Below are 23,085 nucleotides of genomic sequence, written 5' to 3'. Positions count from 1 at the left end.
CTGGAAAATCCGCATAAAAGGCAGCTACACTGAAGCGATATCATTTTCCTGACCGAGAGACGAGATGAGTGACAGCTCAGTTTTACTCAGCCATATCCCCGGCATTTTACATGGCTTCGGCGATAAAGAATCCTTGCTGCCTGCTCATCTGAAAGCCTTTGAAGCCACACGACCGGAAAAGAAACAGGTTCATGGCACACGGATTGTGGATGTGACCCAGCCCGGACAAGATTGTGGCGATGCGGACGGATTTATCACCTCCGTGCCCGGTATTCTTCTGGCCGTCTTTACCGCGGACTGCCTGCCGGTGATTTTTTGCCGCAAAGATGGCAAGGAAGTGGCCGCGGTTCACGCTGGCTGGCGGGGACTTATCGACGGTATTCTGGAGAAAATGGCGCAGCGGATTAATCAGTCGGGTGACACTCGTGACTGGGTTGTGGCCATCGGTCCTGCAGCGCAGGCTTGCTGTTACGAAGTCAGTCAGGAACTTGTGGATACATTTATGCAACAACTCGACTTCCCCCCTGCCCTGATTTCGCCGCGTCATCGTCACCTTGATCTGGCTGCGATTGCAGAGGCTAAACTACAGGCTTTGGGATTTGCAGGAATTGACCACGCTGGCAGTTGCACGATTTGTACAACGGCAGGGAGTGCAACGGAGGGGACAGCATTCAAATACACCAGCTTCCGGCGTAACAGTCATCAGCGGGCAAAAGACCCTTCACATCCGGGCATCAGCGGGCGAAATCAGCAATCTGGCATTATGATCTTGCGGTAAAGTGAGCTGGCAATAACAGCTCAACATGCTGAAAACAGACACAAAAAAACCCGCCTTGGCGGGTTTTTTTACAGCTGACGCTGCTTAGATTGCAGTTACGTTAACTGCTGACGGGCCTTTCTGGCCGTCTTGGATTTCGAACTCTACGTTCTGGCCTTCGGCCAGAGTTTTGAAGCCGTTACCCTGGATTGCAGAGAAGTGTACGAACACATCTTTGCTGCCGTCAGCAGGAGTAATGAAACCGAAACCTTTAGACTCGTTGAACCACTTAACTTGACCTTTGATCTTTGCCATCTTGAGTATTTCCTTTGGATTGTTTAAACCGCCCGTAGGCGTTACATAGACAAACTAGAGTCGTTACTGCTTGAGGCACTAAGATTAGAATCGGCAGAGAAGCGGTATTCAACGTGAACGTCTTTACTCAGAACTTCTATACTGAAAATGCCACACATATACAGAACTGTACCTCGTTTTACCCAGATGCGTTATCACATACTCTGAATTCGATGGCAAGCCATTTTTAATCAGTGATGGACATGTCGCACATATTTGAGCCGGTTAAAGGCACTTCGTGTTCAGTTATGCTGAAATATGTTGATAGACATGCTTTTTTCTGCTTTGCAGTTTCACCTGCATATCAAACAAAACAATAACGACCTGTTTTTGATTATTGATCATTTAATGCAGAACCGTAAGCGTAAAACACTCCTTTATTTGAATTTTTATTGTCAAGATCGGCCAAAACCTTTTGCTGATGGCCTGATAAGGCGCGGAAAAGCAACACCGCGGGTCAGGTCACGTTCGGGTGACAGCGGGTCTGTCGGGCCAGGTGCACACTTGTGCAACAGAACGGGCAACCGGTTTAAAACATAGCCAGACAATATGACTGGTTATGCAATAATCAATTACGCCAGGGAAGGATAAAATGGTGCAAAACAAAACGCAGACTACAATAAATGCACCTTAACTGTGCGCCTTAGGCATGTACCCGATAATACATAAAATCACTCACCCCCTTCGGAGATTCAATTCTAAACCCCTCCCCCTCCTAATACAGTTTTCTTGTCATCTCATTTTTGACATTATAATGAATTAAAGTTTGCGAGTTGGTTAAATCGGTATAACACTTGCGCAAACTTTTAAAACTCACTTATTCATATAAAAAATATCGTTATGAAAATATAATATTAAATACCGTGATCGGAATCTCAAATCATCATTATCATGTTCTCGGAAAACGGGCGCGCAATCGTCACTGCGACAGCATGACTGGCGAGGACTTTACGACAACCTAATCAGCACAATGCACTGTATCTTAAGCAATCTCAGGGATTACACGCCACCAACGGCAGTTTTGCGCTTATCGATACGAATAATTATTTCATCCGCAAAATATCTGACAGTGGGAGCATTATCCTTCCATGGATATTAATTAACAAATCAGTAACCCATTCATTTTGTAAGCCATCATAAAAACATCACGATGATTGATAACAATTCTCATTTAATAACTACCAAATTGCACTTTAAAATCCCTCTGCAACGGGCAAATGATATTCAATCTTTAGAAATGCTTGCGCCGATTTTTAAGGGTTTGAATTCCATTTCTGGCGAGTCACTTTGAGAAATCGCCTGCGCTAATTCGTTTAAGGGTTGATCGAGAGAATCATCAGCTAATTCAAAAACCCCCCAGTGAATTGGCACGGCTTTCTGACAACGTAGTTGCGAAAAGACCGTCACAGCCTGCTGCGGATCCATATGCTGCGCGCTCATGAACCATCTTGGTGCATAGGCGCCGATGGGAATGGCGGCTAAATCGAATGGCCCGAGACGCTGACCGATCAGTTCAAACTGATTGCTATAACCACTGTCCCCGGAAAAATAGAAGCGCAAATCAGTGTTTCTGACGACCCAGCCACACCACAGGGACTGATTGCGATCCCAAAATGTCCGCATACTCCAGTGGCGCGCTGGCACGGCTGAGAAAGTCAGATCACCAAACTGATGTTCCTGCCACCAGTCAAGTTCTTCGATATACCGCGCTCCGCGCCGCTCAAGCCACGGTTTCATGCCCAAAGGCACCATAAACTGCACGTCAGGGAAACGTCGTAACAGCTTGCGCACAGTCGCGCGATCAAGATGGTCATAGTGATTATGGGAAAATAACACGACGTCAATAGGTGGAAGTTTTTCAACCGGTGCAGCAACGGGCGTTTTACGTTTAGGCCCGTAGAAACTCAGCGGCGAGGCGCGATCCGATAACGCAGGATCCATAAGAACGTAACGTCCGGCCACGCGCAGCAATAAACAGGCGTGACCTAAAAACCATAAACGATCATCCGTTCCGCTAAAATCAGCTGTCTGCCACCACTGGCTGATGAAATGTTCGTAGCCTTTCTCTGGCGGTGCAGGCAGTCGCTGGGCTTTACGTTCCTTTCTCCAGCGTTTGAAATCCCCCTCCTGGCGGTTCTGCGGTTCAACATTGGTGAAACCGTCAGGCGTATGATGAGATTTTGAAGGATCGTAATAGGGATTTTTACCAGGCATAGGGCTCCAAGGGAAAGCTTTCCTGTTTGAACGAAAATGTGAACACATCATTTTAAGTAGCATATTTGTTAAACACACTACAGAGAGAAAGTGAAAAAATATGTGCCAATTCAGCAGCTATCAACGGTTAAGAAAATCTTAATAACTGTGTGTTTTACTGAGGACGTTCAAAAAGGAGAAAATTTATGACCAGGAACACTACTCAACGCCGGCGCTCATTTACTGCGCGACTAACGCATATTATGCAGATTCAGACCCAGTATGGCCGCCTGTGGCTAAGCTCACGTTTTCGCCGTATCAAAGTCCCTGCTTCAGTGAAAGTCATCGCCTTCGCCATTCTGACGCTGATGGTTCTGGCGATCACCGGGACAATGTTGCTGGTGCTTGACCTGATTAGCCTGATTTCAGGGCTGCTGAAGCGCCCTTTCCGCCGGGGAAATGTTTACCGGCGCCAGCTGATGAGAAAGCCTGTATAAAACAAAACCGTGTCGGTTTAACGACACGGTTTGAGATTACGGTGATGTATTCCTGATTTTCAGGCAGGCATACCGCAAAGTTTGGTCAGATTTCTGGCGCCGATCATGAGGGTTGCAACATAGGATTGTCTGCGGGTGACAACTTCGACCGCTACACGCGCATCTTTATACTTAATGAGATAGGTTGAAGGCCAGCCCTGCCGGCGTTTGCCGTAGGCTTTTTCATGACTGTCGATAGCTGCATGAGCAACCACCAGATGGGAAAGAGTTTTATCACCTTTAATGATGCGCTTCATAATGGACTCCGCCTTAGACACAACTGTCAAAATGAGGAAACATTAATCACTTGATACGCATCGCTTTATGCGACGCTTATTCGAATCACTTCTTTGCAAAACTTTGTCACAATCTGAGTATCTCTGCGCTTTTGCTTATGCGCAAGTCTTACTAAGCAGGAAACACACCATAGCGGCACGCAGAGGCCGTTTGCTTTGCGCCTGCCACTGGCCATGAGGACTGCTTATCTCAGCCAGCCAGAGGGGATCGCTCTGCAACTCTTTAAAATTGATGCTGATTTTGTTGGCGCAAATAATCGGCCACGCGTCGGAGGGGTTGTTGCAATAATCTTTGCCCTTCATACCGCCGTAGGGATACCACTTCTCAGGTTCCTCTCCCGTCAGTAAAGCAATGTTGTGGTTTACTTCGCTATCGTTTTCTTCCGACCATTTGATCATCAGTTCATCCATCCAGCAGGGCACATGCGTGGAGACTACCGGAAGAATAAGACAGATTTATGAAGGAGTAACAAAAGCAAAAACCCGCCGAAGCGGGTTTACGATGTAAAATTATCGTTCAGGAATAAAACCACGCAGACTGAGAGCAGAATCATCCTCTGCTTCAACAGGGGGCGCTTTGCCTCGTGCGTGTGCAGCGAGAACCTTAAGCAACTCGGTTTGCTGGCGTTGTTGCTCAGCTATCTCGTGCAACAAAGCAATTTGTTCATTTGCCCTGACACTGGCCCGGCTGACAAAAAACCATACCAGCAAAAATAACAAAGCTGAGAGTGCGAACAGCACCAATGAAGCCAGGCTGTTTTGGCCCATTGCGAAATCAAACATTGACTACCCTACCACTGAATGTTCAGAGCCTTCATCTTACCATCACCGGCTGATCAGGGAAGTCATTCACAAATCCATTAACGAAAAAACAGGCTTTTCTTACTGCCGGGCTGGCGGCAGACAGAATTTCTGGCAGAGGTCCCCTAAAAAGGGATAAATGAAGTGATCGCACAAACGCCCAAGTCAAAGTTCCCGCCCTGATCGCAATAGCTGTTAAGCGCAAGCAGGTAAAGACCTATGCAGATGAGCAGGAAAAGGACGAACATCACGATCTTCCTGACATTGAAAACAGGCTTTTTCAATTTGAGGGCAGGTTTCTTTTGGTTTAAACAACGTCTATCAGGGCTCAAGGCGACGTCCAACGGATGAATGAACAGACACACATACTACGATGAAAATCTTAAACAACGATATAACAAAACGTCGGCTTTTAACGGGCAAACATCCTGTAATAATCACATACGTAAATCATAAATTAAAATGCATTCACCTTATAAATATATACCAACCAGACAAGAGTTGACCTGCGTCAAATAAAACCAATTATTCATTCTGCCTTTAAAAACAAAATCTCCCTTTCGAATTTCTTAAAAATGAATTTTGCAGACCCTGTAATAATACATTACATAAAGAAATAATAGAAAGCGGATGAAGCCATTAACTTCATGAAAGACCATATCTCAACATCATTCCAATATGATAAATAGCCGTCTAACCTGAAAGCACACATCCTGGCTCGCATCAGACCAGGATTAATCAGCCTGTTCGGCTTACCCATAAAACACATTTATTTAGAAACTATAAAACAACCATTAAAATATTAAAAGAAATGCAAAACTAAAAACACGGCAATTATTAAATATAAATTTTCAAATTTGATGAACTTTCACTGGAACTTCCTTGTTGAATTAAACCATGCATTAAAATATCATCCCGCCGTCGAACAGTTCTTCTGTCTCTTCTGTTATATAAATGAAAGCATAATAGCTGAATTATTTTCAGCTCACTCATGCTGACTATTTTTTGTTGAGGGATTAATAAATGCATGCATGGAATAAAAAGTTCTTCGTTTCTAAAATAGCGCTGGCCTGCGCTGTTGCAGTAACAGCACCTGCGGCGATATCAGCTGATATATCTGGCACCGTATATGACACGTTCTATCATGACTCTGCTCTGGCGGGTCATATCGGCTATCGTGGATATGCAGATGATGACGGTGCAGATAACGGTTACGTTGGCGGAGACATCTACTCTTCAATCAACAACGCTATAGTTAATGGCGTTATTTCCACTCACTATCTGGGCTTTGATAACAACACTAGCAACACGCTGAATATTACCAACACCACTGTCAACGGCATGATCACTTCTGAGTGTATGTCGACCGATTGCGGCGATGCGCGTAATGATTATGATCAGTCACCTTTGCAACTGACCATTGATAATTCCACTATTAACGATTCTTACGAACACTTCGATTACGACGTAACTGATGCCAATAAAGTGCGTGATCATGAAACCCTGAATACCTACGATATGGGTGTTGCGGTGACATTGGATCAGGAAAGTGACATCGTTATTAAGAACAACTCTCACGTTGCTGGCATTGCGCTAACCCAGGGCTACGAGTGGGCTGATACTGACGTTAATAACGGTAATACGTTTGATAATACCCTGACAGTTAATGACTCCTCGCTGACTTCTGGTTCTTACACAGAATTGCAAACCACCGGTTTCTACGGCCAGTCTGATAAGCCAAGTGATTACGGCAATATTAGCGCCGCAGGTACCCAGGCTGATGACGTTGCATTATCTGTTGTTGCAAGTGCAACAGCTGATAACGCAATGAAAACTAATGCCGTATTCAATAATTCAACCATTACCGGTGACGTTGCTTTTGTCAGCACTTTCGACGAGAACTATTACGTCGGTGGTTATGACAGCAATGCCGATGGTGTGCTGGATACCAATGGCTGGGATGACACAGACGAACTGAACCTGACACTGGACAATGGCAGCAAATGGGTTGGCGCAGCCACCTCAGATGTTCAGATGGATTCAGCTCTGTATAACCGCAGCACCAACAGCATCTGGCCGGGTTCTGTTTTCAGCAGCACCAATGGCTACCTGGTTGGCGATGATGTTTATCAAAGCGGTCTGTTCAATGTCGCGCTGAATAACGGTTCAGAGTGGGACACGACCAAATCTTCAAACATTGATGATCTGACCGTCAATAACCGTTCTCAGGTGAATGTTGTTGAGTCAGGATTACTGGCAGATCACATTTCTCTGACCAATGCATCAACCCTGAAAATTGCCGCGCACGGCGATGTTAAAACTGATGTGTTGAGCCTGAACTCAGGCAGTCAGGCATCATTGACCGAAGAAACTGCGTCTCTTTATGCCAACACTATCGTTGTGGGCAACGGTTCCGAGCTGAACTTAGGTTTGGGTCAGGTTGATACGCATAATATGGTTCTGACTGATAACGGTACTTTCGATATCGGTAGCCGTGAATATGTTCTTAACTCTGACATGAACAACGCGCGCGACAAAACTGCCGCCGACTATGTTTATGATCAGGGCACCATCGGTATCAACTCTGACGGTCATCTGTCCGTCATTGGCGTGACTAACGGTAATTATCAGGTACGTATTGATAACGCGACAGGCGAAGGCCAGGTTGCTGATTATGAGAATAAAGAGCTGATCCGCATCTACGGCGGCAATGCGACATTTACTCATGCTAACACCGCTGATCTGGGTGCCTATAAATATCAGGCTGAGCAATATGACGATACTGTAGTGCTGGCTAAACAAGGCATTACCTCTACCGCCAATGCAGCCCTGAGCCTGCCTTCTTCCAATGCAGCAACCTGGCATATGGAACAAGACACCTTAGAAAACCGCATGAACAGTTCACGTCACACCCAGGGCAATGACAAAGGTGGTGTGTGGGTTAACTACTTTGGTGGTCAGCAAAATGGTGACAACGGCGTAATTGATTACGATCAGGACGTTAATGGCATTATAGTTGGTCTGGATAAAGTCACCGAAGGGGGTGGCGAACGCCAGTGGCTGGTCGGTATGGCAGCAAGCTTCGCCAAATCAAGCTTGTCTATGGATGATGCGGATGCGGATACTGACAGCCAGTCAGCACGCGTTTACTCCAGCCTGAACTTCAATAATGGCGCATTCTTTGACTCTTCTCTGAGCTACAGCCATTTCAACAACTCTACTGACAGCACCATGAGCAACGGTCAGCAAGTATCAGGTGACAGCACTACTGATGCATGGGGCTTTGGTCTGAAACTGGGTTACGACTGGAAATTCGCTCCACAGGCGTATCTGACTCCATACGCAAGCATTACTGGCGTGTTTATTGGCGATGACGATTACAGCATGACCAACAACATGCATGTTAGCGATCAGGCTTATGACAGCATGCGTTATGAGTTGGGCGGGAACCTGGGTTATACCTTCGATCTGGGTGCAGATCAGGCACTCAGTCCTTACGCAACTCTGGCGTATGTGTATGAAGATGCTAACAACGATGCAAACATCAACGGTGACCGTATCGATAACGGCGTTGATGGTTCTGCTGTCCGCCTAGGTTTAGGGGGTCAGTTCGACATGAACAAAAACTTCACCGTTTACACAGGCGTTAACTACCTCGGCGGCAGCGATGTTGATCAGCCTTGGGCAGCAAACCTGGGTATGAAATACCGCTGGTAATTTGACTGTCTGATAAGACTCTTCAGTAGTGCGTTGGCCCCTTCTACGGGGCCAATTTTTTTGACATCTTCAGGGCTTTTCTGATTAGGAATCTGCTGCAATGACATTTACTGAAAAATAACTTCTACTAGGCTGATCAATATCCTGAATTGTTCAGGAGCAGATATTTAGGGAGTTTCAGAATGGGTATCGTTAAGACGATTATTGTACTGGCTGTGATTTACGCTATTTTTCTTTTTTCAGGATATGGCGTGACGGTCGGAAGCAGCGAGAATGCAGCGGGATTAGGCCTGAAATGCCAGTACTTAACGGCCAGAGGGATTGTCAGCTCTCAGTACATTCATTCTGACAGCGGAGTCATTGGTGTCGCGAACTGTCCGATTTTCAAAAAAGTCGGCGAAGTGGTCGATAATAAATAAGACACTTTTTTGGCTTGTCATGCCCGTTAGCACGGGCATGACAATAATTCTTAGCTGTCGTGCTTAGTGAATTTCAGTTCAATCAATGAAATCGCTTTTTCAATGGCACGTTTAGTTACCGGATCGGCACCTGCCGGATGCTTGCTGAAATCAATGCTTTTCAGCTGATGGGACATCTTTTCGCGTACTTCTGCTGGCGCAATAATTTCAATCACATCCAGAATTTGCTTAATCACCAGCTGGCATGCAACCAGATCAGATTCGATTTCTTGTTCTCTGTTTAAAGATTCGGACATGAGCTGCTCCTTCCATTACGTCATTCATAAAAATTATGGTCGCGAGGATATCATGCCCTTTATGGAAATTCTCTTTTCTGCCATTTCTGCCCTTACCCCCTCTTTTCAACCGGACAAATATGCAGCAAACGCGCGCTATTACATTTTTTTACGGACACATTAGTTCTATGCTTAATCTGATGACAAAGAAGGAGACGCGCTATGTTCGCTCTAGTTTTGACCATTTGTTATCTGGGCGGAGGATGTGAAGACCTGGTGGTAGATGCCTTTAATACTCAGAAACAATGCACCGTTGCAATGCATCAGCAGGGCTTACGGCAGGCCGGCTGCTATCCTATCGAAGATTTTATTGATGGCTATTGGATCCCGGCGCACGAAAACGCTGATTTCTAATCCACTGTGTTGCCTTTCACAGAGTAATAACAAAAGTCTCATAAAGATTGCTAAAGTGACCGAACAAAGGTATGAATACCCTGTTACTCATTGATATTTAACCATATTGACAGGGCAGGAAATGGCAATGACGATACGTAAAACTTATGGAAGCTTTAAAAAAATACCTCTCGCGCTTCTTCTCTCCACCACCTTTATGGCCTCTTACACCACTTACGCTGCGAACGTTCCCGCAGGTGTAGAGCTGGCGGCCAAACAGGAAATTACCCGCAACAATGGCAGTGAACCCGCTTCTCTTGATCCGCATAAAGTGGAAAGCGATGTGGAGTTCAACATCCTCAGCGATTTGTTTGCCGGATTAGTCACTACCGACAGCAAGGGGGATGCACAGCCTTCGCTGGCTGGTAGCTGGGAAACCAAAGATAACAAAACCTGGGTGTTCCATTTACGTCCCGGCATTGTCTGGTCTGATGGCTCACCGATTACCGCGCAGGATGTGGTCTTCAGCTGGCAACGCCTGATCGACCCGAAAACAGCCTCACCTTATGAAAGCTATCTCGGCAGCATGCATGTGCTGAACGCCGCAGATATCATTGACGGCAAAAAGCCCGCTGCTCAGTTAGGGATCAAAGCGCTGGATAAACAAACGCTGGAAATTACTCTCGACCAGCCGCTTTCCTACTTCCTCGGCATGCTGGCACACCCTTCCCTTTCGCCGATCAGTCAGGCGGATGTTGAAAAATACGGGGATAAGTGGACTCAGCCTGGAAATCTGGTCAGCAGCGGTCCTTTCAAGCTTGATACCTGGACGGTCAACGAGCGCATCACCGCCGTACGCAACCCGAACTACTGGGACAACTCGCATACCGTCATTAACAAAGTGACGTATTTGCCGATCGCTTCAGGCACGGCGGATGTTAACCGCTATAAAGCCGGTGAAATCGACATCACCTATACCGTACCTTCTCCGCTGTTTGCCTCGCTGAAAAAAGAGCTGGGCTCGCAGGTTCACGTCAGCCCTTATCTCGCCGTCTATTACTATGCGATGAACACGCAAAAGCCGCCGTTTAACGATGTCCGCGTGCGTAAAGCGCTGAATCTGGCCATTGATAAGTCGATCATTGCCGATAAAGTGTTAGGTCAGGGGCAAACTCCGGCATGGCATTTATCGCCAGATAACACGGGGGGTTTTACTTTCGCTAAACCAAAAGAAGCCAGCCTGACGCAGGAACAGCGTAACGCAGAAGCCAAAAAGCTGCTGACCGAAGCCGGTTTTGGTCCGGACCATCCGCTGAAATTCAATCTGCTGTACAACACTTCTGAATCGCATCAGCGCATTGCGATTGCCGCCGCGTCAATGTGGAAAAAGAATCTCGGTGTGGATGCTGTTTTACAGAATCAGGAATGGAAAACAATGCTCGATACCATGCATCAGGGGACGTATGAAGTCGTGCGTTATGCCTGGATTGCTGACTATAACGAGCCTTCGACTTTCCTGAATACGCTGCGCACAGGCAACAGCGAGAACACGCCGAAGTTCAGTAATGCAGCCTATGATCAGGCACTGAATGATGCCCTGAAAGCCACGGATAAAGCCGACGTTGGCAAAGCCTATCAGCAGGCAGAGCAGGTACTGACTGAACAATCTCCGGTAATTCCGCTGTATCACTATGTCAGCGCACGTCTGGTGAAACCGTATGTGGGTGGTTTCAACGACAGCCTGCTTAATTACATTTACACCAAAGACTTGTACGTAATTAAGCACTAATGCTGCCTGCCTTTCCTTACGGCGTTTGACTGCGTAAGGAAAGGCACTTCAAATCCATCGCGCCCTCACCTTCTTTCCGCTAACCCACTTGCCACACGCCACTCAGATGATAGATTGTACGTAAATCACACAAACGGGAGCTGTTATGAAATTCTCGGAAAGTGAGATCCAACCGCTTTGGGACGAAGTTGCACGTATTATCGGTGATGGCGTGATTCAGATGCGCCACAGAGGTGAGCCGTTGAGTGCCGATGCGCTGATTGGGTATCTCGATGAACAACTGGTCACGGCGACCGGCGTCCAGCGCCGTATCTTGCTCGGTGCAGCGATTAATCTGCTCAAAGCTGATCGTCGCTCCTGATATCAAGACAAACAAAAGCCCCGCAACCTTTCGGGTAACGAGTCGTTTATCCATCATCAGCCTGCCGTTATTTAGATTGCGCCGCTCGCCCCTGAGCAAATAAGAAAATGCGCTGCGTAATGTCATCTGCGCCGAGAATATTTCCCTTCTGCTCCAGACTGGCTTTGGCATAAGCCATATCATGCGCCTGATCAACCATGCTGATAACACGATCACGAGTGGTTTTGTCCACAATCCCCAGCAAGGTCGTCAGAATGGCCTGATAGGCATTGGAGGCATAAGTCAGTTGTCTTTCACGTTGTTCCAGCGCGTCAATGCGAACCATCAGGGCCTGCAATTGCTCTTGATGCGTCATAGCGGCATCCTTCTTCACGGGTGGAAAATAACCGGAGACAGCGAAGAAGTAGAAAGATCTTCGCCGGTTACTGACGTTAAGTTTAGCAGAGTTAAAGAAAGTAGATGTTGCCCGCTGCCGGCAGGCAATATAAACCGTTGTTCAATGAGCCATTAAACGCCTGCGCAGTTGTAACCGCGGCTTAACTCAAACGACCCGCTGCGCCGGGCTTCTGACCACGTGATGCGTAACAGCGGCAGTACCTGCTTACAGATAGCAAAATGACAGCCGGATACCTGATGTGACATTTTCTGCCACAGCATTATTTGTTCGTTTTGGGAGAGATCAGGTGAAAAATACAGTTCTGGGTGTAGCAATGGCGGGCATGCTTTTGGTCAGTTCACTGGCGCAGGCAGAAGGCTGTCTGAAAGGTGCGGTAGTCGGCGGAGTTGCAGGTCATCTGAAGCATCACGCTGTCATCGGGGCAGTGGCCGGATGCGCCATCGGGCATCATCTGGCGGCTCAGGCAAAGAAACAGCAAGCGGCTACCGGTAAATAACTCAGTCAGGGCAGACAATGCCCTGACTGAGCAAAACGTTATTCAGGTACGACAACCACGCGGTTACGCCCTTCCTGCTTGGCTTTGTATAACGCCTCATCGGCTCGTTTCAGTGACGTCTCCGGTTCGCCCATTTGCTGATTCCAGTAAGATACACCTAATGAAATCGTAATCGGGCGGATCCCCGGCAGCACCAATATTTCCACATTCTGGCGCAGACGTTCAGCAATCATTTCTGCTTCCGCCAGCGTCGTGTCTGGCAGCAACACCAGAAACTCTTCCCCGCCCACGCGGCACAGAATGTCACTTTCACGGGCATTATGCCGGATTTGCTCGGCCAGTGTTCTGATCACTTCATCGCCGGTGTCATGCCCGTAAGAATCATTGATCGTCTTGAAGTGGTCGATATCCAAGGTAATCGCAGAAAACTGCTGCCGCATTTGCACTACTGATTCCAGAGCCATCGCCAGCCCGCGCCGGTTGAACAGACCCGTCATCGGGTCGGTCTGCGTTTCGAATTTAAGTTTGCCGATTTTCTTCTGCAATAAATTAATGCCAATCAGCAAAGCACGCTTGAGCTGGTTCGACTCGAAATACCAGGAAGGGATTTCACGGATGTTACTGGAAATATCAGGTTTATCCATTTCGTTAGCACTGCGCGCCAGCAACCAGAGCGGGCGGGCTATCATTCTGGAGAACAGCCAGACACAAAGCAGCGTCAACAGCGCCAGCGGCGTCAGATGTTTCAGTACTTTGACCATCAGCCCTTCCAGTGGCTTAAGAGTCGAATCAGTCGGCCGCTGAGTAATAATTTCCCAGCCAGACGAAGGAACAACGGCGTAACCGGCCAGCATGTTCTGACCCGCCAGATTAGTGACCATCAGGCTGCCATTGGGTTCTTTTCTGACGGCCTCTGTCAGCGGACGGGGCTTCACCACTTCTCCGATGCGATAGACATCAGGGTGATAGAGAATACGGCGCTCTTTATCCAGTACGGCAATATATGAACCGTCGCGATAATAATGCTCGCCAAGCAGCTCATTCAAAATGCTCTTCTGGCGCAGGTAAATAGTACCTGCGATATACCCGAGGTATTTACCTTCAGCGGTAAAAATCGGTGTCGAAATCACGACCACCAGATTCTGCGCGACCGAGGTATAAGGTTTACTGATCAGCGGCCGGCGTTCTTTCAGTGCTTCAAGCGCACCCGGCGTTTTAAGAATATGGCCGACCAGTTGCAGGCTGTCAGGAGACGTCGCCAGAATTTTGCCTTGTGCATTGGTGAGCACGACAGAATTAAAACTGTCGGTCTGGTATTTCAGACGCGCGGTTTCAGATTGCAGAACGGCAGGATCGTCAAAATTTCTCGCCGCGATCACACTGCTGTAGGCAAGCTGTTTCTGCATACTTTTTAGAAACTGTTCGGTGCTGGCGGCCAGTTTCGTCGCGTAAACGCGGTTCTCTTCGAGCGTATTGTCGATAAGTAACTGGCGCTGAACACGATAGCTGGCATAAAAGCTGTTGGCGAGCGTCACAAAGGCGCTCATCACGGCTAAAATCAGGATCAGGCGTCGCAGATCAATACGGAACAGAGAGCTTGAGAGGAGTGAGCGCAACAAAAAGTCATTCCTGTGGTAAAAAGTGGCTCATATGTAACACCGCTGCCCTCGATGCACAATAAGGCCGAAAAAATAAACTATTATCCGTCTGAATCCCCACCAAAAAATTGTACTTAGCATCAACAGACTTAACTCAAATTATTGATATTGAAATTTTTTATGTAAGCATTGCCCTTGTTCAGAGACATTTATCAGTTAATTGCGGACATAAAAAAACGGAGGCATTAAGCCTCCGCTGATTCTTCAACAATATCGCAATTACATATTTGCGATCATGTCGTCGGCGAACTCGCTACATTTACGCAGCTTAGCGCCTTCCATCAGACGTTCGAAATCGTAAGTCACGGTTTTGTTAGCGATAGCGCCTTCCATGCCTTTGACGATCAGGTCTGCGGCTTCGAACCATTCCATATGACGCAGCATCATTTCTGCGGACAGGATGATTGAACCCGGGTTCACTTTGTCCTGACCGGCATATTTCGGTGCAGTACCGTGCGTCGCTTCGAACAGCGCGCAATCAGAACCGATGTTTGCGCCCGGTGCGATACCGATGCCGCCAACCTGCGCCGCCAGGGCGTCGGAGATGTAGTCACCATTCAGGTTCATACAAGCGATAACGTCGTATTCAGCAGGACGCAGCAGGATTTGTTGCAGGAACGCATCCGCGATCACGTCTTTAATGATGATGTCTTTGCCGTTGTTCGGGTTCTTGATTTTCACCCACGGACCGCCGTCGATCAGCTCACCGCCGAACTCTTCGCGCGCCAGCTGGTAGCCCCAATCCTTGAAGGCACCTTCGGTGAACTTCATGATGTTGCCTTTGTGAACCAGAGTCAGTGAATCACGATCGTTGGTGATAGTGTATTCAATCGCAGCGCGAACCAGACGTTTGGTGCCTTCTTCGGAGCAAGGTTTGATACCGATACCACAATCTTGTGGGAAACGGATTTTCTTCACGCCCATTTCGTCTTGCAGGAACTTGATCACTTTATCTGCTTCAGCAGAACCCGCTTTCCACTCGATACCCGCATAAATATCTTCAGAGTTTTCACGGAAAATAACCATGTCGGTGTCTTCAGGACGTTTAACCGGGCTTGGAGTGCCGGTGTAATAACGAACCGGACGCAGACAGATATACAGGTCGAGTTGCTGGCGAAGTGCCACGTTCAGGGAGCGAATGCCGCCGCCAACCGGAGTTGTCAGTGGGCCTTTGATAGCAACACGGTAATCACGGATTAGGTCCAGAGTTTCTTCTGGCAGCCACACGTCCTTGCCGTACAGTTCTACGGATTTCTCGCCGGTGTAGATTTCCATCCAGGAGATTTTACGCTCGCCTTTATAGGCTTTCTGAACAGCCGCATCAACGACTTTGATCATGGCAGGCGTTACGTCAACACCGATGCCATCACCTTCGATAAATGGGATAACAGGATTATTAGGAATGACCAGTTTACCCTGAGCGTCTACTGTAATCTTTTTACCTTCAGCCGGAACAACTACTTTGCTTTCCATTAACCTCTCCTTCGAGCGCATTTTTGTTAAAAATTTGTAAGATGCCGGACGATATTACTCGAATATTTCTCGCTAGCCAATCCGAAACATTTTTCAAGTATAATGCGCTAATTCTCTCCAACTTCAATGCCTATGAACCCGCTATCTTTTAAAAATCACAACGTTAAACGTTTCAGCAAAAGGCCTGCCAAAGAACAATCTGCCCCAAAAGGGCCGGGAAAGGTGATTCTTTTCAATAAACCGTTTGATGTACTGCCACAATTCACTGATGAGGCCGGTCGGGCAACGCTTAAAGATTACATTTCTTTAACAGACGTTTATGCCGCAGGCCGTCTGGATCGCGACAGCGAAGGTTTACTGGTGCTGACTAACGATGGCAAACTGCAGGCTGCGCTGACTCAGCCGGGCAAACGCACCGGCAAAGTATATTATGTTCAGGTCGAGGGCGAACCGGATGACGCCGCAGTAAAATCACTGCGCGAGGGCATCACACTGAAAGACGGGCCGACATTGCCTGCGGGTGCGGAAATTGTCGATGAGCCGGAATGGCTGTGGGCGCGAAATCCGCCAATCCGCGAGCGCAAATCTATCCCGACTGCGTGGCTGAAAATCACGTTATACGAGGGAAGAAACCGCCAGGTACGCCGCATGACGGCCCATGTGGGATTCCCGACGCTGCGCCTGATCCGCTTTAGTATGGGCGAATTCACCCTCGGCGACTTACAACCCGGCCAATGGAAGGAAATTCCGCATGTTTAAACCGCACGTTACTGTCGCCTGCATCGTTCAGGCACAGGGAAAGTTTCTGGTTGTCGAAGAAACCATTCACGGCAAAGTCACCTGGAATCAGCCTGCCGGTCATCTCGAAGCCGATGAAACCTTAGTCAATGCAGCAAAACGTGAGCTGTATGAAGAAACAGGGATCCGCGCGGAGCCACAATTTTTCCTGGGTTTGCACCAGTGGCAGGCACCAGACGCCACGCCGTTTCTGCGTTTCGCCTTTGTGATTGACCTGCCAGAAATGCTGGAAACCGCACCGCAGGATGCTGATATTGACCGTTGCCGCTGGGTGACTGCCGAGGAAATTATCGGTTCTGCGCAACTGCGCTCGCCGCTGGTGGCCGAAAGCATTCGCTGTTATCAGCAATCGCCGCGTTATCCTCTGGAAATTCTGCACAATTTCAATCTGCCGGAATAACCCTCCTCTTCCGGTTGTTGCCACGCGGTTAATCAGCGATGCAGCAACCGGCCTGACGTGATAAAATTTTGCGCTTCACGATGTAGCTCGCGTGGAATCTTAGTAAAGCAGTTCCTCTCTGTTCGGTTTCTGTGGTGTTCGGTTTTTTGTGATGTTTTGGATGCGCGCGGCCTTCATCCTCGTGAGTCAAGCATCAGAATAAACACCGTCAGTACCGGGCAATTAATTCATGTGTTTCGGGACTATTATGTCTGACAACAGCCAGAAAAAAGTGATCGTCGGGATGTCCGGCGGTGTCGATTCCTCTGTCTCTGCGTACCTTCTGCAACAGCAGGGTTATCAGGTTGAGGGCCTCTTCATGAAAAATTGGGAAGAGGATGACGACGAAGAATATTGCACAGCCGCCACTGACCTTGCGGATGCACAAGCCGTTTGTGACAAGCTGGGTATTGAACTGCACACCGTGAATTTCGCGGCGGAATACTGGGACAACGTGTTCGAATTATTCCTTGAGGAATATAAAGCCGGACGCACGCCAAACCCGGATATCCTGTGCAATAAAGAAATCAAATTCAAAGCCTTCCTGGAATTTGCAGCTGAAGATCTGGGCGCGGATTATATCGCGACCGGTCACTACGTCCGCCGCCAGGATATCGACGGTGTCAGCCATTTACTGCGCGGCGTTGATGGCAACAAAGATCAGAGCTATTTCCTCTACACGCTCGGTCACGAGCAGGTCGCACAAAGCCTGTTCCCGGTCGGTGAACTGGAAAAACCTGAAGTTCGTCGTATCGCCGAAGAACTGGATTTGATCACTGCGAAGAAAAAAGACTCTACCGGCATTTGCTTTATCGGTGAGCGTAAATTCCGTGACTTCCTTGGCCGCTATTTACCGGCACAACCTGGCGTGATTAAAAGCGTGGACGGTCAGGTGATGGGACAACATCAGGGGCTGATGTATCACACACTCGGCCAGCGTAAAGGTCTGGGCATCGGCGGCCAGAAAGACGGCAGCGAAGAGCCGTGGTACACGGTGGAAAAGGATGTGGAGAACAACATTCTCTACGTCGCACAAGGACACGAACATCCGCGCCTGATGAACGTCGGTCTGATTGCCCAACAACTGCATTGGGTCGATCGCAAAACGCTGACCGCACCGCTGACCTGCACCGTGAAAACCCGTTACCGCCAGGAAGATATTCCGTGCGTGGTGACGCCACTCGGTGAAGACCGTATCGAAGTGCGTTTCGAGGCACCGGTTGCGGCGGTCACGCCGGGTCAGTCTGCAGTATTTTATCAGGGTGAAATCTGTCTGGGAGGCGGGATCATCGAACAGCGCCTGCCGCTTCAGGCCTGATACGCGGTAAATATATCGTTGAATACGGGACGCTTTCGGGCGTCCCGCTTTATTTCTGTCCGACTGTGATGCCCTGCACTGATTCCGAACTGTGTTTAGAGGCAGTTTTATGGCATGATCTGTCGCCATGAATTTGGGCTATTTCATTGTCACTGCGTCTCATCGTTTCAAAACGCTTACAGGAGTAAACGTGGCTAAAAATTATTACGACATTACGCTGGCTTTGGCGGGGATCTGTCAGGCAGCGCGCCTGGTTCAGCAACTGGCACACGAAGGCCAATGCTCGCAGGAAGAAATGTCAGTGTCACTGCGCAGCCTGCTGGAGATGAATCCGGCGTCAACGCTGGCGGTTTACGGTAATAATGAAGCCAATTTGAAGATGGGACTGGAGACGCTGCTGGGTGTGCTGAACGCTAACCGTCAGGGGCCGGGCGCTGAGTTAACGCGTTACGCATTAAGCCTGATGGTGCTTGAACGCAAGCTGTACGCCAATAAAGCCGCCATGAATCAGCTCGGTGAACGTATCGATCAGCTTGACCGCCAGCTGGCGCATTTTGAGCTGGAATCTGAAACGATGATCAGCTCCCTGGCCTCGATTTATGTCGATGTGGTCAGCCCGGCCGGTCCGCGCATTCAGGTCACCGGTTCACCGGCCATTTTACAAAACCCGCAGGTTCAGGCCAAAGTCCGCGCCATCTTACTGGCCGGTATCCGCTCTGCGGTACTGTGGCACCAGGTGGGCGGTGGCCGCCTGCAACTGATGTTTTCCCGTAATCGCTTGTTTGAACAGGCGAAGAATATTCTCGCTCATTGTTAATAAGATCCCAGGAGTTGCTACCGATGGAATTATCCTCACTGACCGCCGTTTCCCCCGTTGATGGACGCTACGGTGATAAAGTCAGCGCGCTGCGTACTATTTTCAGCGAATTTGGCCTGCTGAAATTCCGTGTGCAGGTTGAAGTACGTTGGCTGCAAAAACTGGCAGCCTGTGCAGAAATCAAGGAAGTTCCTGCTTTTGATGCTGACGCAAACGCTTTCCTCGACCAGATTGTGGCCAATTTTGATGTTAATGACGCTCAGCGCATTAAAGATATCGAAAAAACCACCAACCATGACGTCAAAGCGGTTGAGTACTTCCTGAAAGAAAAAGTGGCGGCCATCCCTGCCCTGCACGCCGTATCTGAATTCATTCACTTCGCCTGTACCTCCGAAGACATCAATAACCTGTCCCACGCGCTGATGCTGCAAACCGCACGTCAGGATGTTGTACTGCCTTACTGGAAGCAGATTATTGATGCAGTGAAAGGTCTGGCGCACAAGTACCGCGATATTCCACTGCTGTCCCGTACTCACGGTCAGCCAGCGACGCCATCCACTATCGGTAAAGAACTGGCTAACGTCGCTTACCGTATGGATCGCCAGTTTAAGCAGCTGCAAAACGTCGAAATCCTCGGCAAAATCAACGGCGCAGTGGGCAACTACAATGCTCACATCGTGGCGTACCCTGAAGTGAACTGGCACCAGTTCAGTGAAGAATTCGTGACGTCTCTGGGCGTGACCTGGAACCCGTACACCACGCAGATCGAGCCGCATGACTACATCGCCGAACTGTTTGACTGTGTGGCGCGTTTCAACACTATCCTGATCGACTTTGACCGCGATATCTGGGGTTACATTGCCCTGAACCACTTCAAACAGCGCACTATCGCGGGCGAGATCGGTTCATCCACCATGCCGCACAAAGTTAATCCGATCGACTTCGAGAACTCCGAAGGCAACCTGGGTCTGTCCAACGCCGTATTGCAACATCTTGCCAGCAAACTGCCAGTTTCCCGCTGGCAGCGTGACCTGACCGACTCCACCGTGCTGCGTAACCTCGGCGTGGGTCTGGGCTATGCGCTGATCGCGTATCAGGCCACCATGAAAGGCGTCAGCAAGCTGGAAGTCAACGAAGCCAATCTGGCGAACGAACTGGATCACAACTGGGAAGTGCTGGCTGAACCAATCCAGACCGTGATGCGCCGTTACGGTATCGAAAAGCCTTACGAGAAGCTGAAAGAGCTGACCCGCGGCAAGCGTGTTGATGCGGCGGGTATGCAGGCGTTTATCGATTCTCTGGAATTACCGGAAGAAGAGAAAATCCGCCTGAAAGCCATGACACCGGGCAATTACATCGGTCGCGCCACCACCATGGTTGACGAACTGAAGTAAGTTTTTAGGGTGTAGATCATGAGGCGGCCTGCGGGTCGCCTTTTTTATGCGCTTTCTGCCAAAAGCCGTTTATAATTCGTTTAGGTTCTGTTGAGGTTTAAGCACATGTGCGTTGACCTCAGGTTGATTAAAATGTTTCTGAATCAATTACAATTGCACTCAGAATATGTAAACCCTTTTGCGTGCTGTCAGGATAAGGAATCACCATGCGAATTTTAGTCATTGAAGATAATGCACTGCTCCGTCATCACCTTTCAGTTCAGTTGCGGGAAATGGGCCATCAGGTGGATGCGGCGGAAGATGCCAAAGAAGCCGACTATTTTTTGCATGAACATGCGCCGGACATAGCGATTGTCGATCTGGGTTTGCCGGGCGAAGACGGGTTGAGCCTGATCCGCCGCTGGCGCAGCCATCAGACCAATCTGCCCATTCTGGTGCTGACTGCCCGTGAAAGCTGGCAAGATAAAGTCGCCGTGCTGGAAGCCGGTGCCGACGATTACGTTACGAAGCCTTTCCATCTTGAAGAAGTGCTGGCGCGTATGCAGGCACTGATGCGCCGTAACAGCGGCCTCGCCTCTCAGGTCATTACGCTTCAACCTTTCCAGATTGATTTGTCCCGCCGCGAGCTGACCGTTAACGAACAGCCGATTAAACTGACCGCGTTCGAATATACGATTATCGAGACGCTCATCCGCAACGCCGGAAAAGTCGTCAGCAAAGATTCCCTGATGCTTCAGCTTTATCCCGATGCCGAACTGCGCGAAAGCCACACCGTGGATGTGCTGATGGGACGGTTGCGTAAAAAATTACAGGCTGAACATCCGGTTGATGTGATCACGACCGTTCGCGGTCAGGGTTATCGTTTCGACATCCGCCCGTAAGGGTATGTTCCTCACCACGAAAGGACGCGCCATGAAAGGACGCACCAGGAAACCCTTCTCCCTTCGCGTCCGTTTTATGATGGCGACCGCGGCGGTCGTTCTCGCCCTGTCGCTGGCCTACGGGCTGGTGGCAGTCGTCGGATATATGGTGAGTTTCGATAAAACCGCCTACCGTTTGCTGCGCGGCGAAAGTAATCTCTTTTTCAGCCTGGCACAGTGGCGCGACAACAAGCTGAGCATCAACGTTCCTCCTGATCTCGACCTCAACACGCCAACGCTGGTGTTTATTTACGACGCCAACGGAAAACTGCTGTGGGCTGAGCGCCGCATTCCCGAGCTGGAAGCGCATATCGATAAAGCGTGGATGAATAAACCGGGCTTCTACGAGCTGGATACCGACACGCAAATCAGCAGCGAAGTGCTGGGCAATAACCCGAAAGCGCAGGATAAGCTGAAGGATTACGACGAAACCGACGCCAACGCGATGACCCATTCCATTGCGGTCAACACCTATAACGCGACGGCGCGCCTGCCGACACTTAACATTGTTGTGGTGGATACCATACCGCAGGAATTGCAACGTTCAGATCTGGTGTGGGAATGGTTCAGTTATGTGCTGCTGGCAAACCTACTGTTAGTCGTACCGCTGTTATGGCTGGCGGCATACTGGAGTCTGCGCCCAATCAAAGAGGTCATCCATCAGGTCGCCCAGCTGGAATCTCATGAACGGGAATTACTGGATGAAAACCCGCCCCGTGAGCTGCGCGGGCTGGTGCGTAATCTGAATATTTTGCTGCACGGCGAACGTGGCCGCTATGATCGTTATCGCACTACGCTGGCGGATCTGACGCACAGCCTGAAAACCCCGCTGGCGGTTTTGCAATCCACCCTGCGCGCTCTGCGTAATGGCAAGCAGATGACCATCGAAGAAGCGGAACCCGTGATGCTTGAGCAAATCAGCCGCATTTCACAGCAAATTGGTTACTACCTGCATCGCGCCACATTACGCTCTGAACAGAACCTGTTGATCCGCGAAGTGCATTCCGTGCCGGCGATCCTCGACGGATTGTGCTCAGCGCTGAACAAAGTTTATCAGCGTAAAGGCGTGGTGATCACCGTCGATATTTCGCCGGAAATCACCTTTGTCGGAGAGAAAAATGACTTCATGGAAGTCATGGGCAACGTGATTGATAACGCCTGCAAGTACTGTCTGGAATTTGTCGAAATCAGCGCTGTACATACCGAGCATGAACTTGTGATTTTGATTGAAGATGATGGCCCAGGTATTCCCGAGAGCAAGCGTGAGGTGATTTTCCAGCGCGGTCAGCGTGCGGATACATTGCGCCCGGGACAAGGTCTGGGACTTTCACTGGCCAACGACATTATCGAGCAATATGACGGCAAAATTATCATCAGCGACAGCCCGCTCGGCGGCGCGAGTATGCGTGTCTGTTTCGGCCTGCAACAAGGCATCGAACTGGAGTAACGTTTACCCGACCATTTTGCCAGCACATTTCGGCGTA

General features: G+C 49.1%; 26 protein-coding genes. 15 read left to right on the top strand and 11 right to left on the bottom strand.

Features of this window, described 5'->3' with window-relative positions:
- Positions 1–64: 64 nt before the first annotated feature.
- Positions 65–778, top strand: a complete 714-nt coding sequence (gene pgeF, locus EC840_RS01095) for a peptidoglycan editing factor PgeF (protein WP_132963796.1) — start codon at positions 65–67, stop codon at positions 776–778.
- 84 nt (positions 779–862) lie between these two features.
- Here the strand turns inward: pgeF and cspE are convergent, their stop codons facing one another.
- From cspE to EC840_RS01080, 3 genes are all read right to left on the bottom strand, one after another.
- Positions 863–1,072, bottom strand: a complete 210-nt coding sequence (cspE, locus tag EC840_RS01090) for a transcription antiterminator/RNA stability regulator CspE (protein ID WP_002221949.1) — start codon at positions 1,070–1,072, stop codon at positions 863–865.
- 41 nt (positions 1,073–1,113) lie between these two features.
- Positions 1,114–1,230, bottom strand: a complete 117-nt coding sequence (locus EC840_RS01085; RefSeq protein ID WP_071823629.1) for a DUF2627 domain-containing protein — start codon at positions 1,228–1,230, stop codon at positions 1,114–1,116.
- A gap of 1,105 nt (positions 1,231–2,335) precedes the next feature.
- Positions 2,336–3,325, bottom strand: coding sequence for an MBL fold metallo-hydrolase (locus EC840_RS01080; RefSeq protein WP_112291069.1), 990 nt, complete (start codon positions 3,323–3,325; stop codon positions 2,336–2,338).
- Positions 3,326–3,510: 185 nt separating this feature from the next.
- Here EC840_RS01080 and EC840_RS01075 point away from each other — a divergent pair, with 185 nt between their 5' ends.
- Positions 3,511–3,801: a hypothetical protein gene (locus EC840_RS01075; RefSeq protein ID WP_112291070.1), complete on the top strand. Its 291-nt coding sequence runs from the start codon at positions 3,511–3,513 to the stop codon at positions 3,799–3,801.
- Between the two features lie 59 nt (positions 3,802–3,860).
- Here the strand turns inward: EC840_RS01075 and EC840_RS01070 are convergent, their stop codons facing one another.
- The 4 genes from EC840_RS01070 to mgrB form a co-directional block, all read right to left on the bottom strand.
- On the bottom strand, positions 3,861–4,097 hold the full coding sequence (locus tag EC840_RS01070; protein ID WP_013576199.1) for a DUF4060 family protein: 237 nt from the start codon (positions 4,095–4,097) through the stop codon (positions 3,861–3,863).
- A gap of 135 nt (positions 4,098–4,232) precedes the next feature.
- Positions 4,233–4,535, bottom strand: coding sequence for a phage protein NinX family protein (locus EC840_RS01065; RefSeq protein ID WP_112291072.1), 303 nt, complete (start codon positions 4,533–4,535; stop codon positions 4,233–4,235).
- A gap of 111 nt (positions 4,536–4,646) precedes the next feature.
- Entirely contained in the window at positions 4,647–4,919 is a 273-nt protein-coding gene (locus tag EC840_RS01060; RefSeq protein WP_132963795.1) for a YebO family protein, read from the bottom strand.
- Positions 4,920–5,062: 143 nt separating this feature from the next.
- Positions 5,063–5,185 (bottom strand): PhoP/PhoQ regulator MgrB, encoded by a 123-nt coding sequence (gene mgrB, locus EC840_RS01055; protein WP_162940700.1) that lies wholly within the window; start codon positions 5,183–5,185, stop codon positions 5,063–5,065.
- A gap of 775 nt (positions 5,186–5,960) precedes the next feature.
- Between mgrB and EC840_RS01050 the strand changes: the two genes are divergently transcribed.
- Complete coding sequence (locus EC840_RS01050; protein WP_132963794.1) at positions 5,961–8,654, top strand: autotransporter outer membrane beta-barrel domain-containing protein; 2,694 nt, start codon at positions 5,961–5,963, stop codon at positions 8,652–8,654.
- A 182-nt stretch (positions 8,655–8,836) separates the two neighbouring features.
- Entirely contained in the window at positions 8,837–9,073 is a 237-nt protein-coding gene (locus tag EC840_RS01045) for a YobH family protein (protein ID WP_112291078.1), read from the top strand.
- Positions 9,074–9,123: 50 nt separating this feature from the next.
- Here the strand turns inward: EC840_RS01045 and EC840_RS01040 are convergent, their stop codons facing one another.
- Complete coding sequence (locus EC840_RS01040; protein ID WP_015697897.1) at positions 9,124–9,369, bottom strand: DUF2766 family protein; 246 nt, start codon at positions 9,367–9,369, stop codon at positions 9,124–9,126.
- Between the two features lie 201 nt (positions 9,370–9,570).
- Between EC840_RS01040 and EC840_RS01035 the strand changes: the two genes are divergently transcribed.
- The 3 genes from EC840_RS01035 to EC840_RS01025 all read left to right on the top strand — a co-directional run bounded on the left by EC840_RS01035 (position 9,571) and on the right by EC840_RS01025 (position 11,891).
- On the top strand, positions 9,571–9,762 hold the full coding sequence (locus EC840_RS01035; protein WP_095921376.1) for a YebW family protein: 192 nt from the start codon (positions 9,571–9,573) through the stop codon (positions 9,760–9,762).
- 127 nt (positions 9,763–9,889) lie between these two features.
- Complete coding sequence (locus EC840_RS01030; RefSeq protein WP_132963793.1) at positions 9,890–11,530, top strand: ABC transporter substrate-binding protein; 1,641 nt, start codon at positions 9,890–9,892, stop codon at positions 11,528–11,530.
- Positions 11,531–11,675: 145 nt separating this feature from the next.
- Positions 11,676–11,891 carry a hypothetical protein gene (locus EC840_RS01025; RefSeq protein WP_112291082.1) on the top strand — a complete coding sequence of 72 codons (216 nt, stop codon included), beginning with the start codon at positions 11,676–11,678 and terminating at the stop codon, positions 11,889–11,891.
- 67 nt (positions 11,892–11,958) lie between these two features.
- On the opposite strand, the gene EC840_RS01020 is transcribed toward EC840_RS01025, so the two are convergent.
- Positions 11,959–12,246, bottom strand: a complete 288-nt coding sequence (locus tag EC840_RS01020) for a hypothetical protein (protein ID WP_112291083.1) — start codon at positions 12,244–12,246, stop codon at positions 11,959–11,961.
- Between the two features lie 355 nt (positions 12,247–12,601).
- Here EC840_RS01020 and EC840_RS01015 point away from each other — a divergent pair, with 355 nt between their 5' ends.
- Positions 12,602–12,784 (top strand): hypothetical protein, encoded by a 183-nt coding sequence (locus EC840_RS01015; protein WP_181955519.1) that lies wholly within the window; start codon positions 12,602–12,604, stop codon positions 12,782–12,784.
- A 38-nt stretch (positions 12,785–12,822) separates the two neighbouring features.
- Here the strand turns inward: EC840_RS01015 and EC840_RS01010 are convergent, their stop codons facing one another.
- Together EC840_RS01010 and icd are read right to left on the bottom strand one after the other, a co-directional pair.
- Positions 12,823–14,403, bottom strand: coding sequence for a sensor domain-containing diguanylate cyclase (locus EC840_RS01010; RefSeq protein WP_243700996.1), 1,581 nt, complete (start codon positions 14,401–14,403; stop codon positions 12,823–12,825).
- A gap of 258 nt (positions 14,404–14,661) precedes the next feature.
- The gene (icd, locus tag EC840_RS01005; RefSeq protein WP_112291085.1) at positions 14,662–15,915 is read right to left on the bottom strand and encodes an NADP-dependent isocitrate dehydrogenase; all 1,254 of its coding nucleotides are present in this window, start codon (positions 15,913–15,915) and stop codon (positions 14,662–14,664) included.
- 132 nt (positions 15,916–16,047) lie between these two features.
- Here icd and rluE point away from each other — a divergent pair, with 132 nt between their 5' ends.
- The 7 genes from rluE to phoQ all read left to right on the top strand — a co-directional run bounded on the left by rluE (position 16,048) and on the right by phoQ (position 23,048).
- Positions 16,048–16,674: a 23S rRNA pseudouridine(2457) synthase RluE gene (gene rluE / locus EC840_RS01000; protein WP_129638505.1), complete on the top strand. Its 627-nt coding sequence runs from the start codon at positions 16,048–16,050 to the stop codon at positions 16,672–16,674.
- Positions 16,667–17,113 carry an NUDIX hydrolase gene (locus EC840_RS00995; RefSeq protein WP_132963792.1) on the top strand — a complete coding sequence of 149 codons (447 nt, stop codon included), beginning with the start codon at positions 16,667–16,669 and terminating at the stop codon, positions 17,111–17,113. The genes rluE and EC840_RS00995 overlap by 8 nt, the downstream gene beginning before the upstream one ends.
- Positions 17,114–17,360: 247 nt before the next feature.
- Positions 17,361–18,470 carry a tRNA 2-thiouridine(34) synthase MnmA gene (mnmA, locus tag EC840_RS00990; RefSeq protein ID WP_112291090.1) on the top strand — a complete coding sequence of 370 codons (1,110 nt, stop codon included), beginning with the start codon at positions 17,361–17,363 and terminating at the stop codon, positions 18,468–18,470.
- Between the two features lie 190 nt (positions 18,471–18,660).
- Positions 18,661–19,287: a high frequency lysogenization protein HflD gene (hflD, locus tag EC840_RS00985; protein WP_112291091.1), complete on the top strand. Its 627-nt coding sequence runs from the start codon at positions 18,661–18,663 to the stop codon at positions 19,285–19,287.
- Positions 19,288–19,310: 23 nt separating this feature from the next.
- Entirely contained in the window at positions 19,311–20,681 is a 1,371-nt protein-coding gene (purB, locus tag EC840_RS00980; protein WP_112291093.1) for an adenylosuccinate lyase, read from the top strand.
- A 206-nt stretch (positions 20,682–20,887) separates the two neighbouring features.
- Positions 20,888–21,562, top strand: coding sequence for a two-component system response regulator PhoP (phoP, locus tag EC840_RS00975; protein WP_095921366.1), 675 nt, complete (start codon positions 20,888–20,890; stop codon positions 21,560–21,562).
- A 31-nt stretch (positions 21,563–21,593) separates the two neighbouring features.
- A complete protein-coding gene (phoQ, locus tag EC840_RS00970) occupies positions 21,594–23,048 on the top strand; it encodes a two-component system sensor histidine kinase PhoQ (RefSeq protein ID WP_120160656.1) in 1,455 nt (484 codons plus the stop codon).
- Positions 23,049–23,085: the final 37 nt, after the last annotated feature.

Origin of the sequence: Rahnella sp. JUb53 (genome assembly GCF_004346065.1) — a bacterium.
Taxonomy (GTDB): Bacteria; Pseudomonadota; Gammaproteobacteria; order Enterobacterales; family Enterobacteriaceae; genus Rahnella; species Rahnella variigena.
Note: the sequence above shows the minus strand (reverse complement) of the source record. Positions and strands in the feature narration are given on the sequence as shown.